The 20,236-nt window shown below is 71.9% G+C and carries 19 protein-coding genes; 13 read left to right on the top strand and 6 right to left on the bottom strand.

Annotation, left to right across the window (positions count from 1 at the left end; genetic code table 11):
* Nucleotides 1–56: 56 nt before the first annotated feature.
* Entirely contained in the window at nucleotides 57–1,070 is a 1,014-nt protein-coding gene (locus ABGA98_RS10300) for a TIGR03118 family protein (RefSeq protein ID WP_347617967.1), read from the top strand.
* A gap of 189 nt (nucleotides 1,071–1,259) precedes the next feature.
* On the opposite strand, the gene ABGA98_RS10295 is transcribed toward ABGA98_RS10300, so the two are convergent.
* The gene (locus tag ABGA98_RS10295; protein WP_347617966.1) at nucleotides 1,260–1,838 is read right to left on the bottom strand and encodes an HAD-IA family hydrolase; all 579 of its coding nucleotides are present in this window, start codon (nucleotides 1,836–1,838) and stop codon (nucleotides 1,260–1,262) included.
* A gap of 128 nt (nucleotides 1,839–1,966) precedes the next feature.
* Between ABGA98_RS10295 and ABGA98_RS10290 the strand changes: the two genes are divergently transcribed.
* The 4 genes from ABGA98_RS10290 to ABGA98_RS10275 are packed head-to-tail and all read left to right on the top strand — an operon-like array spanning nucleotide 1,967 to nucleotide 6,373.
* Entirely contained in the window at nucleotides 1,967–2,785 is an 819-nt protein-coding gene (locus ABGA98_RS10290) for a DUF4253 domain-containing protein (RefSeq protein WP_347617965.1), read from the top strand.
* Between the two features lie 27 nt (nucleotides 2,786–2,812).
* Nucleotides 2,813–4,330 carry a hypothetical protein gene (locus ABGA98_RS10285; protein WP_347617964.1) on the top strand — a complete coding sequence of 506 codons (1,518 nt, stop codon included), beginning with the start codon at nucleotides 2,813–2,815 and terminating at the stop codon, nucleotides 4,328–4,330.
* Nucleotides 4,327–4,746, top strand: coding sequence for a hypothetical protein (locus ABGA98_RS10280; RefSeq protein ID WP_347617963.1), 420 nt, complete (start codon nucleotides 4,327–4,329; stop codon nucleotides 4,744–4,746). The genes ABGA98_RS10285 and ABGA98_RS10280 overlap by 4 nt, the downstream gene beginning before the upstream one ends.
* 19 nt (nucleotides 4,747–4,765) lie before the next feature.
* Nucleotides 4,766–6,373, top strand: a complete 1,608-nt coding sequence (locus ABGA98_RS10275; protein WP_347617962.1) for an MFS transporter — start codon at nucleotides 4,766–4,768, stop codon at nucleotides 6,371–6,373.
* A gap of 18 nt (nucleotides 6,374–6,391) precedes the next feature.
* On the opposite strand, the gene ABGA98_RS10270 is transcribed toward ABGA98_RS10275, so the two are convergent.
* Nucleotides 6,392–7,225 (bottom strand): SAM-dependent methyltransferase, encoded by an 834-nt coding sequence (locus ABGA98_RS10270; protein WP_132603089.1) that lies wholly within the window; start codon nucleotides 7,223–7,225, stop codon nucleotides 6,392–6,394.
* A 166-nt stretch (nucleotides 7,226–7,391) separates the two neighbouring features.
* The gene (locus ABGA98_RS10265; RefSeq protein ID WP_347617961.1) at nucleotides 7,392–8,663 is read right to left on the bottom strand and encodes a Scr1 family TA system antitoxin-like transcriptional regulator; all 1,272 of its coding nucleotides are present in this window, start codon (nucleotides 8,661–8,663) and stop codon (nucleotides 7,392–7,394) included.
* 221 nt (nucleotides 8,664–8,884) lie between these two features.
* Between ABGA98_RS10265 and ABGA98_RS10260 the strand changes: the two genes are divergently transcribed.
* The 6 genes from ABGA98_RS10260 to ABGA98_RS10235 all read left to right on the top strand — a co-directional run bounded on the left by ABGA98_RS10260 (nucleotide 8,885) and on the right by ABGA98_RS10235 (nucleotide 14,110).
* Nucleotides 8,885–9,625 carry a hypothetical protein gene (locus ABGA98_RS10260; protein ID WP_347617960.1) on the top strand — a complete coding sequence of 247 codons (741 nt, stop codon included), beginning with the start codon at nucleotides 8,885–8,887 and terminating at the stop codon, nucleotides 9,623–9,625.
* Nucleotides 9,626–9,804: 179 nt separating this feature from the next.
* Nucleotides 9,805–10,416, top strand: coding sequence for a hypothetical protein (locus tag ABGA98_RS10255; protein ID WP_347617959.1), 612 nt, complete (start codon nucleotides 9,805–9,807; stop codon nucleotides 10,414–10,416).
* Complete coding sequence (locus ABGA98_RS10250; protein ID WP_347617958.1) at nucleotides 10,403–10,618, top strand: hypothetical protein; 216 nt, start codon at nucleotides 10,403–10,405, stop codon at nucleotides 10,616–10,618. Before ABGA98_RS10255 ends, ABGA98_RS10250 begins: the two co-directional genes overlap by 14 nt.
* Before the next feature lie 79 nt (nucleotides 10,619–10,697).
* Complete coding sequence (locus ABGA98_RS10245; protein WP_347617957.1) at nucleotides 10,698–11,489, top strand: hypothetical protein; 792 nt, start codon at nucleotides 10,698–10,700, stop codon at nucleotides 11,487–11,489.
* Entirely contained in the window at nucleotides 11,486–12,661 is a 1,176-nt protein-coding gene (locus ABGA98_RS10240) for an NAD(P)/FAD-dependent oxidoreductase (protein ID WP_347617956.1), read from the top strand. Before ABGA98_RS10245 ends, ABGA98_RS10240 begins: the two co-directional genes overlap by 4 nt.
* A gap of 54 nt (nucleotides 12,662–12,715) precedes the next feature.
* Nucleotides 12,716–14,110 (top strand): hypothetical protein, encoded by a 1,395-nt coding sequence (locus ABGA98_RS10235; protein ID WP_347617955.1) that lies wholly within the window; start codon nucleotides 12,716–12,718, stop codon nucleotides 14,108–14,110.
* 42 nt (nucleotides 14,111–14,152) lie between these two features.
* Here ABGA98_RS10235 and ABGA98_RS10230 read toward each other — a convergent pair whose 3' ends face one another.
* Nucleotides 14,153–16,075, bottom strand: coding sequence for a Xaa-Pro dipeptidyl-peptidase (locus ABGA98_RS10230; protein WP_347617954.1), 1,923 nt, complete (start codon nucleotides 16,073–16,075; stop codon nucleotides 14,153–14,155).
* Between the two features lie 280 nt (nucleotides 16,076–16,355).
* Between ABGA98_RS10230 and ABGA98_RS10225 the strand changes: the two genes are divergently transcribed.
* Nucleotides 16,356–17,015, top strand: a complete 660-nt coding sequence (locus ABGA98_RS10225) for an FCD domain-containing protein (RefSeq protein WP_347617953.1) — start codon at nucleotides 16,356–16,358, stop codon at nucleotides 17,013–17,015.
* Nucleotides 17,016–17,085: 70 nt separating this feature from the next.
* On the opposite strand, the gene ABGA98_RS10220 is transcribed toward ABGA98_RS10225, so the two are convergent.
* On the bottom strand, nucleotides 17,086–17,730 hold the full coding sequence (locus ABGA98_RS10220; RefSeq protein WP_347617952.1) for a class I SAM-dependent methyltransferase: 645 nt from the start codon (nucleotides 17,728–17,730) through the stop codon (nucleotides 17,086–17,088).
* Between the two features lie 273 nt (nucleotides 17,731–18,003).
* Nucleotides 18,004–19,071: a hypothetical protein gene (locus tag ABGA98_RS10215; RefSeq protein WP_347617951.1), complete on the bottom strand. Its 1,068-nt coding sequence runs from the start codon at nucleotides 19,069–19,071 to the stop codon at nucleotides 18,004–18,006.
* Between the two features lie 88 nt (nucleotides 19,072–19,159).
* Here ABGA98_RS10215 and ABGA98_RS10210 point away from each other — a divergent pair, with 88 nt between their 5' ends.
* Nucleotides 19,160–20,215 carry a histidine kinase gene (locus tag ABGA98_RS10210; protein WP_347617950.1) on the top strand — a complete coding sequence of 352 codons (1,056 nt, stop codon included), beginning with the start codon at nucleotides 19,160–19,162 and terminating at the stop codon, nucleotides 20,213–20,215.
* Nucleotides 20,216–20,236: the final 21 nt, after the last annotated feature.

Here is a 20,236-nt window from a genome sequence, read left to right as displayed (position 1 = left end):
CTCTCACCACTCCCGCACACGCCACCACCAGGACGCGTTTCGACATCATCAACCTTGTGTCGGACGTCAAGGGCAAAGCCCCTGTCACCGACCCCAAGGTCGTCAACCCGTGGGGCCTGGCCATGGGCAAGACTCTGTGGGTGTCCAACACCGGCACCGGCAGCGCCACCGTCTATTCCGGCACGGGCAAGAAGGAGAAGACCGAGGTGGCCATTCCGGGCGGAGCCCCGACGGGCCAGGTGTTCAACCCCGGCGACGGCTTCACCGTGAAGGGCAGGCCGGCCACGTTCATCTTCTCCAGCCCGAGCGGCGCCATCACCGGCTGGAACGCGGAGGCCGACCCGGGCAACGCGATCATCGCGGCTTTCACCCGCGGCGCCGACTACAAGGGGCTGGAGCTGGTCGAGACCGACGACGGCGCCTTCCTGCTGGCCGCCGACTTCGCCGGTGGGCGCATCCACGCCTTCGACGAGGACTTCGAGCGCATCCGGCTGTCGCGCTGGCAGTTCAGGGACAAGGCGATCCCCTCGACCTACAAGCCCTACAACGTCGCGGTCGTCAACGGCAACGTGTGGGTGGCCTACGCCCTGCGCGACAAGACCACGGGCAAGCCGGTGTTCGGCGACGGGAAGGGCTTCGTGAGCCGCTTCGACGGCAACGGGCGCCTCACCGGGCGCATCTCCCGGGTCGGGCTGAACGCTCCCTGGGGGCTGACCGCCGCGCCGAAGGGCTGGGGACAGTACGCTGGAGCGCTGCTGGTCGGCAACTTCGGCGACGGGACCGTGCACGCCTACAAGAGCGGCCGTCACCTGGGCTCCCTTCGCCTGTCGAACGGCAAGCCGATCGTGCTGCCCGGCCTGTGGGACCTCGAACCCGGCACCGCGGCCACCGGCGGCGAGAAGGCCCTGTGGTTCTCCGCCGGCATCGACGGCGCCAAGCACGGCCTGATCGGCGTGATCGCGCCGCAGGGCACGAAGGTGTCCTCGTCGGCGCCCTCGAACGGCCCGTCGAAGGGCTCGTCGGGCAAGCCTTCCACCCCGTCCTCCAAGAGCCCGTACGGCGGGTACTGACCGGGCGCTCCCTTCCCCGCCCCCGCCTGGCCGGTCGCGTAGCTCGCCCGGCCCGGGTGGGGGCGCCGCCCCGGCCGGTCACGCGGCCAGCCGGCGTAAGCGGGAACGGCCTTGCCTTGCCGGTCACGCGGCCCGCCGGCGTACGCGGAAGCGGCCCTGTCCGGCCGGTCGCGCGGGGCGGCCGGCGCCTCAGCCCAGCACGGCCGCGAGGTCCTGGTAGGTGCGGTAGTGCACGGCGGTCATGCCGAGCGCCCTGGCGGCCTCCACGTTCTGCAGCCGGTCGTCGACGAACAGGCAGCGGGCGGGCTCGGCCCCGGCGCGCTCCGCGGCGATCTCGTAGATCCGCCGGTCGGGTTTGGCCACGCCGACCCTGGCGCTGCTCACGACGTCGTCGGCGAAGCCCGTGAGCCCCAGCAGGTCGAGGTGCTGTTCGAGGGTGTCCATGGCGTTGGTCACGATGACCAGGGGCACCTCCTGCCGCGCCCTGGACAGCAACGCCCTGACCTCCTCGTCCACCCAGAAGCGGATCTTCATGAACTCGCCGACGGCCTGGCGGGCCCGCTCGTCGCCGCCGAGCGCCACGGCGATCGACTCCGCCCACTGCGTCTCGGTGACGTGGCCGAGCGTCGGCGGCATGATCAGCTCGGGATCGAAGGCCGTCTTCATCAGGGGCAGGCCGTAACGGGCTTCGATGTCGGCCTGGGCGGCGTGGTCGAAGTGGCGCAGCACGCCGTCGAGGTCGGACAGAACAGCGGCGAAGGGGATCACAGTCCCTCATTGTGCCGTGTGCGCCGCCCTGGCCAGTAGCCATGACTTTTCCGGCGCCGCCGAAGGTGCTCGGGTAACGGTCGGCACTACCATCTCCGAGACAGGATTCGGTATCGGAACGGTAGGGCATGGACGATCACCGGCTGCCACGCGAGCTGTGCAGGCTGTTCGCCGACGGCGGCGGGGGGCGACGGCTGCCGACCGGGCTGCCGCCTGGCGACGTGGTCTGGCCCGACCCCGGCTACACCCGGCAGGGCGAGGCCGCGCGGCCGGCGTTCTGGATGAGCGACGAACCGGCGGCGGGCGAGGACTGGGCGCTGCTGCGCGCCTGGCACGCGCACAGCGGCCTGTGGCCGGTGTTGCTGGACGAATCGGCGCAGCCGTGGGCAGTCGGGCAGGTCGTGCCGGACGATCCCCGCCAGATCGATCACTTCACCGCCGAGGGGTTCATGACCGAGGTGTGGGAGGAGTGGGTGGCGCAGATGCCGAAGGACGCGCTGGCCGAGCTGGAGCCGTACGGCGCCATCTGTCCAGGTCCGGCCGCGCCCGGCGTGCTGAAGGCCGAGCCGGAGGCGGTCGCCGACTGGCTGGCGGGCGAGCTGGCGGCCAAGGGCATGCCGCTCGGCCTGGTCGCCGCCGGCCGGGGAGCGGACGCGCTGGCGGTCATGGGCTGGCAGGGCGCGCTGCACCACAACGAGTGGATGGTCCCGCTGGCTGCCGTCGTGCGCAGCTGGGAGGACCGGTTCGGGGCGCGCGTGGTCAGCGTCGGGTTCAACACGCTCGACCTGAGCGTGGCGGCGCCGCCGGACGACCCGGAGCACGCCTTACACGTGGCGGCGGAGCACTGGGCCTTCTGCCCGGACAACGTCGTCCAGGGGCCGGGCGACCTCCTGGGCTATGCCGAGCAGATCCTGGGCCGGCACGCGTGGTCCTTCTGGTGGGACTGAACCGGTTTTTTACGTTAGTTTTACGTCGTGCCGCGGGGAGATCTCACATCGGAGTTGTTGCGCTCCTCCGCCTGGACCGACAGTCTGGTGGGGTCGGCCGGCATCCCTGTCTATGACATGCCGCTGGTGTCGGTGGGCGGCGGGCTCGGCTCGTTCACGCTGGTCGACGTGCTGCGCGTCCGCGGCGTCGCGACCTCGGCCATCCGGGTGCTCTCGACCAGCGACACCCCCTGGCAGACCTGGGAATACCTGACCCGCGTCTCGCAGCTTCCCGCGCACGAGCGCATCCGCTCCGACGCCGGGGCCCGTCCCGACAACATCTGGGGCTTCCCTTCGTACGCGGTGCAGGAGGCGTGGGAGGACCGCTCGGTCAAGCCGCTGTTCCAGGTGCTCACCGAGCCCCTCATGACCAACTTCTACAGCCCGAGGGCCGAGATCGTGACCCGGAGTGTGCGGCGCGAGGCCGACCGCATCGGCTACTGGGAGATGCTGGCCAAGGGCCAGGTGCGCATGGTCAGGAAACGTGTGGAGGGCGGCTATTTCACCGTGTTGACGCCGCCCGTCGGCAGCGGGCCGACCAAGCGGGTCGCGCTGCGCTCCCGGTACGTGCACCTGGCCGTGGGCTATCCGGGGCTGAAGTTCCTCGACGACCTCCAGGAGTTCCGGCAGCGGCAGGGCGAGCGGTATCGCGTGGTCAACGCGTACGAGCCGCACGAGCACGTCTACGACCAGCTCGCCAGGCGCCCCGGCGTGGTGGTCGTCCGCGGCGCCGGGATCGTCGCCTCGCGTGTGCTGCAGCGGCTCATGGACGACAGGGAGCGGTACGGCCTCCATACGCAGATCGTGCACCTTTTCCGCACCTATGTGACGGGAGCGCATGGCCCGCACCTGTTCATGCGGCGCAAGGGCGGCGACGGGTGGGCCTACCAGGCGTTCACGATGCCGAAGTCGGCGTTCGGCGGCCAGCTCAAGGCCCAGTTCGGCAAGGCGGGGCCAGAGCGGCGCGCCCGGCTGGCCGCGCTGGTCGCCGGTACCACCACGCCGAAGCTCGACCGCTGGCAGGAGCAGCTCCGCGTGGCCAGGCAGGGCAGCTGGTACCACCCCATGCAGGCGGTGGTCGACCGCATCGAGCGGGCGCCGGACGGCCGGCTGGTCACCCACACCCGCAGCACGAACTCGGCGAGCATGCAGTACGTGTCCGACTTCATCATCGACTGCACCGGGCTGGAGGCCGACATGCCCGAGCACCGGGTGCTCGATGACCTGCTCGAGCACGGGGGCGCGCGGCCCAACAAGGCCGGACGGCTCCAGGTGGGCCCGCACTTCGAGGTGGTCGGCGGGCAGAGCGGAGACGGCGTGCTCTACGCCTCGGGCGCGGCCACCGCGGGCAACCACTTCCTGGCCGTGGACAGTTTCCTCGGTATGCAGACCGCGGCCCTCGACATCGCCGACGACCTGGCCGAACGGGGCTTCTGCAAAGGGCTCGGGCCGGTCAGGTCGGCGGCCCAGTGGTTCAGGTGGGCGGCGAACAGGGGGCCCGCTTGATCCCCACGTTGGCCGGGCGCGTGCAGACCCGGCTGTTCGTGCTGGCCACGGTCGGAGCGGTGCTGACCGCGCTGATCACGCCGATTCTGCCGATGTCCGTCAAGGACGCCTATCTCGTGCTGCTGGCGGTCGCCGTGGTGGGCGTCGGCTGGGAGCTGCTCTACCACCTGCTCATGCAGTTCCGCTGGGACAAGGACTGGCCGACGGTGTTCGGGCTGGTCACGGCCGTGCCGGAAGGGCTGCTCATGTGGCTGCTGCTCGATCGCGGTCTGGTCCCGGGTGTCGGGGGCCCGGTCTCGGCATGGGGGTTCGCCGTGATGTTCGGGTTCGTCTGGCTGGGCCAGTGGTTGTTCGTGAACGGGCCGATGCGGGTGCTGTTCGTCAAGTGGCGGCTGCGCGGGGGCCGTCTGCTGTGATCACTTGAGAGGGGAAGGCATGGGCGGCGTCGAGTTGGCTCGACCGCTGTACTTCTGGCTGGGCTTCCTGGCCACCGTCGCGGGGGTCGTGCTGCATCTGCCGATGTACGTGCACGGTGCGGACATGCACTACCGGCTGGCCGGGATGCCGATGGACCTGCCGATGACGATCGGCATGGGCCTCATCGTGGCGGGCCTCGCCGTCACCGCCTACGGGCTGGTTCCGCCGGGTACGTTCGCCGCCAGGCCGGCCGGCGAGGTGCGGGTGCGCGCGCTCGACGACGCGCGGATGCGACCCGCCCACATCGGGCTCATCGTGGTCATGTCCCTCGCCGTGGTGATCGACGCCATGAAGCCGATCACGCTCGGCTTCGTCGCGCCCGGCATGGCCAAGGAGTACGGGCTCAAGTCCGCGCTCAATCCCGCGGGCGAGCTGCCCGTCGCGCTGCTGCCGCTGGCGGGGCTCACGGGGACGGTGCTCGGCTCGCTGCTGTGGGGCTGGATGGGCGACAAGATCGGCCGCAAACCCTCGATCCTGTTCGCCGGCGTGCTGTTCATCGGCACCGCCATCTGCGGCGTGATGCCGGACTTCGAGTGGAACCTCATCATGTGCGCGGCCATGGGCCTGGGCGCGGGCGGCATGTTGCCCATCGCGTTCTCGCTGCTGGCCGAGGCCATCCCGCCCCGGCACAAGGGCTGGGTGATGGTGCTGATCGGCGGCAACCTGGCCATCGCCTATCTCGCGGCGAGCTGGCTGTCGGCCACGCTGGTGCCCGAGTACTCATGGCGCGTCCTGTGGCTGGCCGGCCTGCCGACCGGGGTCGTCCTGATCCTGCTCAACCGTTTCATCCCCGAGTCGCCGCGCTTCCTGCTGGCGCACGGCCGCGACGCCGAGGCCCGCACCATCATGGCCAGGTACGGCGCGACCGCCTCGGTCCGGGAAGTGGAGCGGGTCGAGGACGAGCACGAGGGCGGCTACTCACGGCTGTTCCGCCGTCCCTTCACCGGGCTCACCGTCGCCATGGTGATCCTGGGGCTCAGCATCGGCCTGGTCACGTACGGCTTCCAGCTCTGGATCCCGTCGAACCTGCAGCGGCTCGGCCTGGACCAGCAGACGGCGGACCGGGCGCTGCGGGACTCGACGCTGCTGGGGCTGCCGCTGATCTTCGTGTCCGCCGCGATGTACGGGCTGTGGAGCGCGAAGAAGACGATCGTCGTCCTTTCCTCGCTGGTGGCCGCGGCGCTGGTGGTGCTGTCGTTCTCCGGGGAGGCGCTGGCGCACGACCGGACCTGGCTCTACCTGGTGCTGGCCGGGCCGATCGTGGGTACGGCGACGATCGCCGCGGTGCTGGCCGCCTACAGCGCGGAGATCTATCCGACGCGGGTACGTTCGCGCGGCTCCGGACTGTCGGCGGGGGTCGGCAAGTTCGGCGGCGTCGCCGTCACGGCGGTGCTGGTCGCGGGCGCGGCGGCGCCCTCGATCGGCACGACGGCACTGCTCGGGGCGGTGCCCCTCGTGCTCGCCGTGCTCGCGGTGCTGATGTTCGGCGTCGAGACGGCCTCGCCGGCCGGTAAGGGTCCGGCCGGCGAAGTGGCCGGACCCTCCGTGACTGCCGCCGAGACGTAACCGTTTCCATGGCCGGGCTCACGGGATGCGCGCCACGGCGCCGTAGGTGCCGGACGAACTCGGTTGGTCGACGCAGGCGCTCTCGTGGCCGTCCGGCCGCCATTCCGGGACCCACACCAGCCCCGGATCCACCAGCACCAGGCCTTCGAGCAGCGCCTCAACCTCCTCCCTTGTACGGATCGCGTGCCCGGGAAGCGTCATCGCCAAGAGGTCGTGTATGGCGGGCAGCAACTCCGGGGGGATCGCGTCGAACGTGGTCTGCAGCAGCGACAGGTAGCTCCGTTCCGGAACGGCCTGCCGGATCCGCTTGATCACGTAGTGGAAGAACTCGTCGTCGTTCAGGCTGTGGGTCGACAGCAGCAGCACGGCCATGGGCCGGTCCCAGTCGAGGAACGTCTGCAGGACCCTGTCATCGAGGATGTCGTCGATCTCGCGCACGTCGCCCTCTACAACGCGTACGAGGTCGGTGACGGGCTCGATGGTCGCCCTCGCTCCGGCGAGCACCATCGGGTCGTTCTCGACGTACACCACACGCGGCGCCGAGCCGTCCAGGGCATCGCGGGCGATGTCGTGCAGTTGCCTGCCGGGCGGCAGGCCGCTGGGGACACCACTCCCGACGATCACGAACTGGTCCACACCCACGCTCGCCAGATGACGGACCACACGGCACAGATAGTGGAGCACGGCCCGTGCGGCCGTCGTCGTGATCGGGGCTGCCTGGTCGTACCGGCGTACCGCGTCGCGGTCCGCCACGAAGTTGTTCTTTCCACCTGCTGCGGCGTCGAGAATACGGGTGATCCTTGCTTGGGTCAGCTCCAGCTTCGCCAGGTTTCGGATGGCACGCTGACGCATTGAGTGTTGCCCCTTTCCCCTCGCCCACTATCTCGGGAAAAGATGTCCTTTCGGACCCCACTCGATGACCCACACCATATGATCCTCGCTACGGAGCAGATGACAACACGAAAAGCCATTAGTTTTCGGTATATATGCGTTACCCCGCCTCGCGCGTAATGATCATTTACGCGGGAAAGAGATCGTTTCCCAGCGAACGCGAAAGCCGTTCGCGATGGAAATTGAGCACCTCGAAGGTCTCTTCGCGGGTGGTCGTCGTCACCGACAGCTTGGTGAAGGCCTGGTGGTACGTCTCGACCGCCCCGCCCTCGGTGACCAGCTCGTCGGACTCGATGCCGTGGGCGCACGCGATGTCGGCCTCGAACTCCTCGGCGAAGCGCCAGATGGTGAACGGTCCGGTGCGCGGCACGTAGGCCGGGTCGTCCATCGGCACGACGTGCAGCGAGACGTTGGGCCGCTTGGCGTGGTCGAGCAGCAGGTCGAGCTGGCGGAGCTGGACGTGCGGCCCGGCGATGGAGCGGGTCAGCACGCTCTCGTCGATGATCGCCCACACCACGGTGCCGCTCTCGCCGGCCATGGCCTCCTGGCGGGCCAGCACGAGGGCGAGCGCCTCGTCGACCGTCCGCTGCCCGAGGATCGCCGGCCCCGCCGCGGCGATCGCGGCCCTGGCGTAGTCGTCGGCCATCAGCAGCGGCGGGACGAACTGGTTGTGGTAGGTGCGGATGACCGTGGCCCGCTGTTCGAGCGCGTAGGCGGCGGCCAGCCAGACGGGCACCGAGTGCGCGTCGTACCAGGCGGTTCCGCGTTCGCCCCTGGCCAGCGACATCATGTAGTCGCGGACGGGCGGGGCGGTGACGCCGTAGACGGTGAGCAGGCGCTCGGCCGTGATGGGCGCGGGCGCGATGCGACCCTCCTCGATGGCGGGGATCGCGGCCGCGCCCTTGCCGAGCGCGGTCTCCACCTGCTCGACGGAGAGCCCGGCGGCCTGGCGCAGGGCGTGCAGACGCCTGCCGAGCGCCCTGCGCTGCGGATCGCTCAGGGGCGCCGCCGCGTCGGGGATGCCGGCGGCGGGCGCGGGCTCGTCGGGCAGGCCCTCGGCCTTGCGGGCGAGCTCGACCACGCCGTGCAGGACGGCGAGCGAACTCTCCGACAGGCCCGAGACGGACCGGCCGATGGTGGCCGCCCGCACCTGGAGCTCCTCCACGCTGCCCGACTCGACGTAGTCGTCGCCCACCAGCCAGCCGACGCTCACCTGCAGGCAGGAGGCGAGCGCCCTGAGCACCTGGAGCGTCGGGTTGGTCTGCTTGCCCGTGCGCAACTGGCTGACATAGGCACGCGTGATCGGGATGCCCGCCTCCGTCAGAGTGGAGGCGACCTGCGCGCCGGTGAAGCCGCGCTTGGTCAGCGCGAGATCGAGCCGTTCGGCGAAGTTCGCCACGGCACACCTCCTACCGCCCGTGAACTCATCCAGCGTAAGGGACGCGGACCCCCCTGTCCCCTGCCATGTGGGCAAGCTCTGCCCAGCGGGGAGGTATCAACATATGCGCAAACTGTCAGTTGACACACCCCCCTTCTTCAGCAGACTATCGCAGCGTATGGAAAGTGAGACTTAACAGCCAGTGGTTCTGGAGAAAGTTCTCGACGAGGAGGTGGCCGGACGTGACCATGGATTCCTCGGGCAGTTCCTGGTTCCAGGAGGATCCGGCCCCGAGCAGGCAAGAGCAGGTCGTCCAGCGCATCTGCGCGCGCGTCGCCGGTGCCGGCGTGCACGTCGCGAGCCTGCCGCTCGGCGGCGTCCAGGTCTGGCTCGACAGTCCCCGTCACCGCTGGCGCTTCTACCACCGGATGGCCCGCGAGCTGCGGCTGGCCGGCTGGCACACGGAGACGGGCCCTGATCGGCTGCTGTTGCTCGGGTGGAGTGCGGTCTGCCTGAGCCACCGGGCCAGGATGTTGCGGGCGGCCCTGGCGGGACGGCTGGCCGACTTCGACAGAACGGCGTTCACCGCCGTCATGATCGCCACGCGGCTCAGGCACGAGGGATTCCCGGCCGACGAGCTTCCCGGCGAGGTGGAGGCCCGTTGCGGTGACGCGCTGCGCTGGCCCGCCCGGCTGGCCGATCTCGACGGTCTCGAACGCGGCTCGTCGCTGGAACCGCTACGGCTCAGGCTCGCCCAGGTGACCGGACTGGAGGCCAAGGTGGCCCGGCGCTGCGGCGAGCATCTCGCGCTCGCCTCGAAGGTCGCGCGTACCGTGGCCGGCGGTGCGGCGCCGGCCAGGTCACACGTACGGGAATCAGGTGACTCCGGCTCCTCCACGGCGGGCCTGACGGAGCGCATGGTCGGCGTCAGCGTTCCCAACAGCGTCCCTGATGGGGCCCTGAGCGCGGGAACGGCCCGATGAGGCGGGCCGTTCCTTCCGGCGGGCCGGGCGCGGCAGCGCCCGGCACGCCCCGTCACTGCCAGGACGCGGCGGTGGTCGTCACGACCGCGTCCCGGCAGGCCTCGACCGGTGGGCGGCCGGTCAGAGGCACATATGCGCCGGCCCCGGCGCTTCCTCGCCCCTCCGGCATCGTGCGGCACGTGCCCGACCTAGTCGGCGCGGTGCTGTTGACCAGCGCGGTAGCGGCTGGCGTGCTGGTCAAATCGAGGGGTTGCGCCTGGGGTCGGTACACGTCGCACCCGCCGGACCAGGCGGGCGCGTTCGCGGTGCCGCGCGCGGGGTCGCCCACGACCCCGCGCCGGGGCCGCGCGAACGCGGCAGGCCTGCCGGCGGAAGCGGCGACCCCGGTCGCCGAGCACCGCCGGCGAGCCACCGCGCTCGCCGCCACCGGCACGGAGGCGGTGCGGGGTGGGGAGATCGGCGTGACGGGCGCCACGGTACTGATCGACCGGCCGTTTCTGAGGCCGGCGCCCAGGCACGCCTCCGTGCGGGTGGCCGTTTCACCGGCCGCCGTCCTGCTCGCCGCCACGGCGCTGGTGCGGGTCGCCGTGGCTTCGGGCCGTGAGACCGAACCTCGATCTCCACGCGCGGCGGAAGAGGGGCCGGCGATCAGCCGCCGGCTCCTCACCCGGTCGCGCGCCGAGCGAGTACGGAGCGCCGGCCGGCGGCCGGACCGCCGCCGAGATTCCCGGCATGTCCCTTCACAGGGTCATCGACCCGCGACCGACAGGAGCGACCATGCTCACCGATGAACTGCGCAGGCCGCAGCCGCACGAAGTGCACGCCCGGGGCGTACGGCCCGGCGCGGCGCCGCCGTCCTGGGGCGAGGACCAGGACGACGTTCCGCCACCGGCGGAACCGGCGCGCAGCGTGCACCGGCTGCGCCGCATCCGGCAGGTGTCCGTCCAGGCCATCACCGAGATCGACCAGGCGCTGAGGCACCACGCCCAGTGACCTTCCCGCCTTCCCCTCGCAGGAGGAACCCCATGCGCACCGTCCTCGCCCCCGGACCCGCACGTCGCGGGGGGGTGCAGTGAGCCGCGGCAGGGTCGGGGTGATCGTGGCGCCCGCGAACCCCTCCGCGGAGCCCGAGCTGACCCGCCTGCTCGGGTCGCGTGCCGACATGCACGTCACCCGCTTCCCCGTACACCACCCGATCCCGGCGGCCCGGCGCCCGCTTTCCGCGGGGCGCCCGGGGCCCGCCCTGGCCGAGCGGCTGGAGGGCTACAACGAGGCCCTGCCCGCCATGGTGCACGCCTTCGACGGCCTGCCGCTGAGCGCGATGGTCATGGCCTGCAGCGAGCCGCGCTACCTGCTCGATCCCGACCGCGACCGCGAGCAGTGCGCCGAGCTGACGGCCAGGACGGGAGTGCCGTTCGCCTCCGCCACGCTGGCGGCGCGGGAGGCGATGGAGCACCTCATGGTGAGCGACATCGTCCTGGTCTCGCCGTACCAGCCGTGGCTGACGGAGCTGGCCGAGCGGTTCTGGAAGAAGGCCGGGCTCACCGTCACCCAGGTGGTGCAGGTCCGCGCGGGGGGCGGCTACTCGCCGTACACCGTGACACCGGCCGAGCTGATCAGGCAGGTCGAGCTGGCGGACCTGCCCGGTGACGCCGCGCTGCTGTTCACCGGCTCGGGAACGGCCACGCTGCCCGTGCTGGGGCCGCTCAGCACCGGCAACGACCGCGTCCTGCTGACCTCCAACCTCTGCACGGCCTGGTGGGCGCTGTCGCGGGCCATCGGCCGGCCGGTGACGCTCAGCCGCGTGCCCTACCGCCGCCACATGGCCGCCTCGAACGGGGCGCGCGTGGGAGGCATGGCATGAACGGCGTCATCGTGGTCGGCGCGGGCCCCGCCGGGCTGACCGCGGCCCTGTCGCTGGCCCGGGCGGGCATCCCGGTCACCGTGCTGGAGGGCCAGAACGAGCTCAGCAGGCAACCACGGGCGTGCACCTTCCATCCGGCCACGCTCGACCTGCTCGACGGCCTCGGCGTGGCCTCCCGGCTGGTCGCCGAGGGCCGCGTCGTCGACCGCGTTCAGTGGCGCGACCGGTCCGGGATCGTGCTGGCCGAGATGGGCATGAACCGGCTGGACGGCCTGACCAGGCACCCGTTCAGGATCCACGCCGACCAGGCTTCACTGACCCGGTTGCTGCTCTCCGCCCTCAGCGTCCACCCGGACGTGGACGTGAGGTTCGGCACCCGCGTGGACGGTGTGGCGGAGGGCGGAACAGGGATCCGGGTCCGCGTCGGCCACACCTGGACGCGGGCCCGGTACATGATCGCCGCCGACGGCGCGCACAGCACGGTGCGCAGCTCGCTGGGGCTGCCGTTCCCCAGGTCCGCGTATCCGACGCAGGCGCTGCGGGTGTTCACCGACTCGCCGCTCGACCGGCTGCTGCCGAGCCTGGCGCCGCTGACGTACGTACGCGATGTGCAGCAGTCGTGCACCCTGCTCGGGCTGCCCGACCACTGGCGGATCATCTTCAAGATCCCCTGTGACACGCACGAGCCGCTGTCGCAGGCCAACCTGGGCCTGCTGGTCCGGCGGGCGCTGCCGGGCGCCGGCGAGCCCATCCGCGTGACGGGCGCCGACCGGTTCGCCCTTTCGCGGGGGGTGCTGACCTCGTACCGGTGCGGGCGGGTGTTGTTCGTGGGCGACTCCGCGCACCTGACCTCGACGGTCGGCGGGCTCAACATGAACGCGGGCATCCACGACGCCGTCGAGCTCGGCCAGGTGATCGCGGCGGTGATCGGCGGCTTCGCCCAGCCCGCCGCGCTGGAGGCGTGGGCGTGGCGGCGGCGTTCGGTGCTGCTGCAGCGGGTGGTCCCCCGCGGGCAGACCCGGCCGGCGGGCGTGCGGGAGCACGACAGCGCCAGGCTCGAGGCGGCCATGGCGGGGTTGCGGGCCATCGCCGGCGACCCGGAGGCGACCCGCGCCTACCTGGCGCAGGCCTCGCTGCTGGACACGGTCCCCAACTCCGCCGGGAGGACATGAGCAGGCCCCGTGACCTCGTGCTCCCGCGTACCGACCGAGGAGGTGTGACACCGGATGTGGCGAACCCTGTCTGACGACGCGCGCCAGGCCGTTCGCGACCTGTGCGACAAGCACGGAGCCCGTCTCTACGACTACTGCCGCACCGAGCTCGCCGCGGGCGACGCCGAGCAGGCGGTCGCGGGCGCGGCGCTGACGGCGCACCTGTACGCGGACCGCGTGGGCGATCCCGGCCTGCGCCGCCCCTGGTTGTACGCGGTGGCCCGCGCGCACCGCGCGGTGGTCGCCAAGCCGGCCAGCATCGGCTCGTGGTCGCGTCCCGGCCGCATGTCCGAGCTGCTGCCCGAGGCGCTGCTCTCCCTGGAACGGCCGCAGCGCGAGCTGCTGGACCTGTCCGTACGGCACGGCCTGTCGGACACCGAGCTGGCCGTGCTCTTCGAGATGGGCCAGAGCGAGGTGCGCGCCACCGTCACCGAGGCCGCGGCCGGCCTGGAGGAGTGGTTCGCCGCGATCATCGCCGCGCGGGCCCCCGACGGCTGCCCCGATCTGACGTCACGGGTGGCGGACTGGGTCAGCGCGCCCGGCCGGCGCGCCAGGGCCAGGATCGGCCGCCACATCCAGTCCTGTGCGACCTGCCGGGCCGCGCCCAGGACCGTGACGGCGGCGGCGCTGCTGCGCCGCCTGCCGATCGCGGCACTGCCCGGCACACTTCCCAGCCGGCTGGCGTCGGCGCAGCCGCTGCCCGGCGAGGGGCCTATCTGGCGGGCGGACGGCTTTCCTGTGCAGGCCCGCACACTGGTGGAGTCCGGCTCCGCGCCGTCTCCCCCGGTCGCCGACGCCACGCCATCCGTCCCAGTCGCCGACCCCACGACGGCGACTTCGGGAAAGCCCTGGTCGGCGGCGGGCGCGGCCGCCGCCGACCAGGAGCCTCCCGCCGCTCCCGCCGTGCGCGGGCGGCACCCGTTCACGCCGCCGAGCCGCACGCGGGCCTTCCGCGGCGGCGCGGGCGACGACAAGCTGGTCTACAGCGCCGTCATCAAGGGCGACAGCAACGGGTCGTCGCACGGCGACGGCACGATCGTCAGGTACGGCGGGATCCCCCTGAACGGCGCCGTGCACGGCCCCCTGAACGGCCGCGCGAACGGCCGGGCGAACGGTCACGTGAACGGCTCCCCGAACGGTCACGTGAACGGTCGTGCGAACGGCTTCGGCGGCGGACCTGCCAGGGACGGCGCCCAGGAGTTCTGGCGGGACCGGCCTGAGGACGACGACCCCGATGCGGGCGCGCCGGTCAGGACCGTGGTCAGGCTCGCGCTGCTCCTCGGCGTCGGCCTGCTGGCGGCGGGGCTGGTCTGGGCGCTCATGAACGCGGGCGGGCAGCAGGCGGTGATCACCAAGGCCGCCGCGCAGTCGGATGTACGGCTCGCGGCGCCGCACGGCCCCGGGACATAGGGGGCCTTGGGCTCCCGGCGGAGCCCAAGGCCGGTCGGGCGGTTAGAAGAAGTGGAACCCGGGCTCGGGCTCCGGCAGGTCCACCCGCTCAGGACCGCGGAACCTGGTGGTGTCCTTCGGCACGTCGGTCAGCGGCGTTCCGAGCACGAACGGCACGACGACGCGGCTGCCCGCCAGGTCGACGGTGACGTTGGCGCCGGTGCCGGTCTCCCCGCTGAAGGTCGCGTCGGTCCCGGCGATCACCAGGCCGATCCTGTGGCCCTTCCTGAACGTGTAGTCCTGCGGCAGCGTCAGCCACTTCACCGTCCCGTACTCGCCGGCGGGCAGCGGCTCGGCGTGGCTGAGCGAGTCGCGGTTCTGCACGTCGATCCAGCCGCGGGCGACGATCTCGAGCGGCCGGGTGGCCACGTTCGTGACGGTCTTGCGGTAGCAGGCGTCGTCGGCCGCGGTGCTCTCGCCGTGGCAGTCCTCCTCGGTGAGCGTGGTGATGCCCTGGCCGCGCATCCAGTCGACGCGGGTCGCCTCGCCGAAGTCGACGAGCAGGGCGGTCAGGTTGGAGGTGGGCTTGTCCAGCTTGACCCGCAGGTCGGCGGTGGGCGTGCCGGACAGGCGCAGGTCGAGCGGGAGCGGGCCGGTGGTGAACGCCACCCGCCCCGGGTTCGCCGTGCCGATCCCGGCCACCATGTCGTTCTCGCTCATGGCGACGTCGGTGAAGGAGGCGGTGCTCTTCCTGGGGGCGGGCTTGAGCCCGAGCGTGCCGTCGGGCGCGGGCCGTAGCGACGCCTTGACCGCGTACGGGGCCGGCCAGTCGCGCTGGGTGATCCACCGCGCCGGGCCGATCTCGACGTCGGCGCGGGGTTCGCGGGTGATGCCGTTGCGGACGCCGTGCAGCCAGTGGTCGAACCAGCGGTGCAGCGTCTCCACCCACAGGGTCCTGCGGCCCTCGAAGTCGAACGGGTCCACGTGCTGGGTCTGGCCGACCCAGATCTTGCGCGGCACGTTCCTGTCGGCCAGCGCCTTCCACCAGGCGGAGAAGTTGTCGGGCTTGACGTTGAGGTCGTTGACCGTGTGGACGACGAAGACGCTGGCCCTGACCTTGGAGACGTCGCCGAGCAGGCCGTCGATGTAGTCTCGCTCGGCCCAGAACCGGTTGTGGTTCCCGGTGTCGTCGCCGTCCTCGGCGTCCATCCGGTCGCGGACGGCCTGGCACTTGGCGGCGGGGTCGGTGTCGATGTAGCCGGCCAGCCAGGAGGCGTAGTCGTAGTTGTAGACGACGCCGTTGGAGCGCTGGTACTTGTACCAGGAGCTGATCGCCGAGATGGGCACGATCGTCTCCAGGCCCTCCACGCCGGTGGCCGCGACGGCGTTGGCGAGGGTGCCGTCGTACGACTTGCCGATCATGGCCGACTTGCCCGTCGTCCAGTCGGCCACGGCCGGGGTTCCGTCGGCCCTGAACGCCTTGGCGCGGCCGTTCAGCCAGTCGATGACGGCCTTGCCTCCGAGCACGTCGGCTCTGCCGCCGATGTCGGGGCAACCCTCGGACCGGGTGGTGCCCAGCATGTCGACGTTGAGGACGGCGTAGCCGCGGGGGACGAAATAGTTGTCGTAGAAGAGCGGAAACTTGACGACATTTCCGGCTTCGTCGTATTCCTTGCGCTCTCCCTCGTTGCCACGGCCGGAATTGTCGTAGTACGGGCTCTCGTCGATGATCACCGGCACCTTGAGCCCGGGGCCGGACTCCTTGGGCCTGATGATGTCCACACGGACCTTGTCGAGGGCGCCGTCCTGGTCGCTGTCGACGGTGGATTCGACGTACACGTGCTCGCGGACGGCGTCCGCATAGGAGAAGACCGGTTGCGTGCGGCCGTTCTCGACGATGATCGCAGGGGCGGCGGCCGCCTGGGCCGGGGTCGCGATCGCCAGGGTGAGGGCGACGGCGACGAGGGCCGGGCGTAATTGTGACACGCGTGACCTCCGGGATAATTGACCCAAATACCCTGCAATCTCGCAGATGACTGGGAACCTGACAAGATTCGGATCCGGCTGCCGAGGACCGCGTTCGAGGCCGGGTTTCTAGAGCGGAGTTCCAGGGCAGCCTGCCGGGCGCGATCGAGCGGCCCGCCGCGGGTCGGACCCGCCGCCTGATAGCGATCACATCGTTACCCGCCCGCGCGACGCCACGTCTCCAGGCCCGGCCCGCGCAGCGTCTAGGGTGGATGGTCAACAGCCGGTGAGGAGAAGGTGCATGCGAAACGTCGCTCGGACCTCGCTCGTGGACTCCGCCATCGACGAGCTGCGCCGCGAGATCGCCAGCGGGGTGTGGCCGGTCGGCACCAAGATCCCGTCCGAGAGCCAGCTCGCCCAGAGCCTGGGCATGAGCAGGTTGTCCGTACGCGAGGCGGTGCGCGTGCTGGCGCACGCGGGGCTGCTGCACACCCGGCAGGGTGACGGCACCTACGTGACCGCGACCGACGAGTCCAAGATCGCCCTGCGCCGCCGGCTCGACACCGCCGCCGCCATGGACATCATCGACGTGCGCCGCGGGCTCGACCTCGTGGCCGCCAGGCTGGCGGCCGGCCGGCGCACCGAGCAGGACCTCACCGCGATGCGCGAGGCGCTGGCCCGCAGAGACGCGGCCGGCAAGGAGGGCGACCTCGACAGGTTCGCCGACGCCGACGTCGACTTCCACCTGCGGGTGGCCGACGCCGCGCACAACGCGCTGCTCGGCGACCTCTACCGCAGCATGGGCGACGCGCTGCGCGACAGCGTCAGAGACCAGGAGCAGGCGGCGCTCGACCCCGACAGCTCCCATGCCGACCTGCTGCGGGCGATCGCCGACGGCGACGCGGCGCGCGCGGTCGCGGTCTGCGTCGCCATCCTCGACCGGCAGGAACGCGGCCTCTAGCACCCTCCGCCCGCGCGACACCGGGGTGGCCGGCGCAGGTCGACCGCCGAAGGCGATCCGGCGGCAGGCGTCACGCGTCCGGCTTGCGTGCGCGCCCGAGAATGTGCGGCAGGGCCGGAGTGGAGGGCACCGGCCTGTGCGAGAAGCGCGTGTACTCCTCGATCACCAGCCCGCTCTCCCTGATGGCCCGCGCGGTGTCGCGGTTGGGGCGGCACCCGCCGGCCACCACCCGCCACAGCGGCGTGACGAGGTCCTGCAGCACGCCCAGCGCCGGGCCGCGCGAACGCACGTGCTCGTAGAACCGCAACTCCCCGCCCGGCCTGAGCACCCTGCACACCTCGGCCAGCGCGGCCGCCTGGTCGGGCACCGAGCACAACACCAGCGACACCACGGCCGCGTCGAACCCGCCGTCTTCGACGGGCAGCGCCCCGCCGTGCCCGGCCACCACGCGCACGGGAACCGGCGCCCCGCCCGCGGCCCGCTCCGCCGCCGACCGCAGCAGGTCCTCCGGCTCGACCGCGACCACCTCACGCACCTCGGGAGGGTAGTGGCGGAAGTTCATCCCGTTGCCCGCGCCGATCTCCACCACCCGCCCGGCCAGCCCGGCCAGCAGCCGCTGCCGGTGCTCGGCCGTGCCCGACCGCTCCGACTCGGCGATCATCCGTTCGTACGCGCGCGCGAAGCGCGGACGCTGGAACTTCGACAGATCCCCCATAGGCCCCACGCTAGGTCCCGGACGCGCCGCTGACGCGTCCTGAACGATCGAACACTCACCGTAACGCTTCACTGATACTCATGAGACCGTTCAGAGCCGCGATCGTTGCCACACCGAGACCATCGCCCGGGGTGGCGCCTATAGCGTCCCTTCAGTGCCGTTATCAGAGGTGAACCCCGGGCCCCTTCCGCAGCGCGAGGACGCCGAGCGCTGCGACCACGTGGAGTCAGGACGGCGTTGCGTGCTCCCGGTCATGCACCGGAGCCCGCACGTCTACGCGCCGGTGGACGCCGCCGTGTAGCCGCCGCCGGGCCTGCGCCGCAGCCAGTACGCGAGCACGGCCGCGCCGAGCAGCACCCCCCACAGCGGATACGGCCACAGCAGCAGCGCCCAGAGTTCCCCGCTTTCGACGGCGTTGACCGCCAGCCCCGGCGATGCCAGGCAGCAGGCGCCCGCCACCGCTCCCCCGAGGGCGACGGGGAGCGGCACGGGCACGGGACGCCCGCCCACCAGGGGGATCCAGCGCGGGAACACCTCTCCCCACCTGCTGATCAGGCCCAGCGTGAGCACGGCTGCGGTCACGGCCGCGAAGGCGAGCATCAGTCCCTGCAGCCTGAGCGGCAGGTCGATCGGCCCGGAGATGTCGGTCGGCCACGGCGTCAGCCAGGTCAACCGGTAGAGGGCGTAGGGCAGCGGGCACAGAGCCGCCCCGACGGTGACGACCCTGCCCCACCGCCGCGCCCGCACCGGCCCGGCCCAGCGGGGCAGCGCTCCGCCGAACAGGCGGAAGGTGATCCACACCCAGGCGGCGAACGCCGCCATGTCGGCGAGCGTCCAGGCTATGCGGCCCGCGTACGAGCGCAACCCGGCCGTGACGTTGCCCGCGTACGCCCACATGGCGCCACCGAGGAACGCGGCCACGGCGGCGCCGGCCACGACCAGGACGGCGAGCGCGACGTAGCCCCAGATCCTGCCGCGGACGCAGGCCCTGACGACCGGCACGACGACGACCGCGGCGAGGGCCACCGGCAGGGACAGCCCCATCACGTAGCCCATGACCGACATGACGCCCGCGTCGGACATCACGCCGCCGAAGAACAGCACCTGAACGATCGCGCCCGCCTTGACCAGCGGGTTCGGCCGGCCGGAGAGCAGCGCGACGGCCAGTCCCGCAAGGCCGGCGGCGACCGTCATCGCGCCGCCCACGTCGTGCTCGAACAGGTGCGAGAGCGAGACCGTGACGCGGTCGCGAGCACCGAAGGGGTACGACGCCGGAGTCGTCCACCACAGCGCGCCGACGGCCGTCACGGCCAGTGACAGCAGTACTCCGAGTGGTTTCATGGCAGCCCACGCTAGGAAGCCGGGCCGGCCGCCGCCTCCCCCACGTGAGGGAGGTGCCCGCGCGGCCCGTCGGCTAGCTTCTGGAGTTGTGACCATTCACTGGAGGGCGGTGCTCTACCAGCTGCTGGGGGCGGCGCTGCTGACACCGGTGGCCGCGGTCCTGGCGCTGCTCGTGGTGACGGAGATCTCGCTGTCGCGGGTGCTGCTGCTGTGGGCGCTCTGCCTGCCCGCGTCGGGTCTGGTGGCCTGCGTGCCGCTGGTGGGGAGGCTGGAGGTCGTCGCGCTGCGGGAGTTGCTCGGCGTGGCGGTGCCCGAGCATCCGGACCGCGTCTACCTGGGCGTTCTGACGGCCCTGCACCTGTTCGTGGGTGCCACGCTGAGCGCGGGCGCGCTGGCGCTGGCGCCTGGTGTCCCCGCGGTGCTCTCGCCCGGCCGCTGGCGGGCGGATCCCGGCGCGGTGGCGCAGGTCCTGCTCCTGATCGTCGTGGTGCTGGCGGTGATGGCGGGCGCGGGGCTCGGGCAGCAGCGGGCCGCCCGCAGGTTGCTGCGGGCGGACCCGTCGCGGGTGATCGAGGAGCTCGGCCGCCGCCAGAGCCTGGCCCTGGAGTTGCACGACTCGGTGGGGCACGCGCTGAGCGTCGTCCTGGTGCAGGCCATGGCGGCCCAGGCGGCGCTGCGGCGGCAGGACACGGTCCTGGTGGCGGAGCAGTCGCTCGGCCACCTGATGGGCGCGGCCCGCGACGCCCAGCAGGAGCTCGACGTGCTGCTTCGCGTGCTCGACGAGGGCAGCGAGGCCCGCACGCCCACGCTGGACTCCCTGGACGCTCTCGTCGACGGGCTGGCCGTCGAGTGCCGGGCCGACCCCGTGGACCGGGTGCCGGAGGCGACGTCGCGGACGGCGTACGCGATCGCCAGGGAGGCCGTCACCAACGCGCTCAGGCACGGGCGCGGGCCGGTCAGGCTGGACCTGGCGGTCGGTGCGGACGTCGTCCTCACCGTGGAGAACGAGGTCGCCGGGCGCCCCCCGTCGGGGGCCGGGCGCGGGCTGGTGGGGATGCGGATGCGGGCGCGCCTGGCCGGCGGGGCGTTCGAGCAGGAGGAGGTGGGCGGCACGTGGCGGGTCACGGCGACGCTTCCCCTGTGAGCGGGCCCCAGGTGATCAGGC

The organism is Nonomuraea sp. B1E8, from assembly GCF_039871515.1.
In the GTDB taxonomy this organism is placed as follows: Bacteria; Actinomycetota; Actinomycetes; order Streptosporangiales; family Streptosporangiaceae; genus Nonomuraea.
This window is presented reverse-complemented; position numbering and strand designations above follow the sequence as displayed.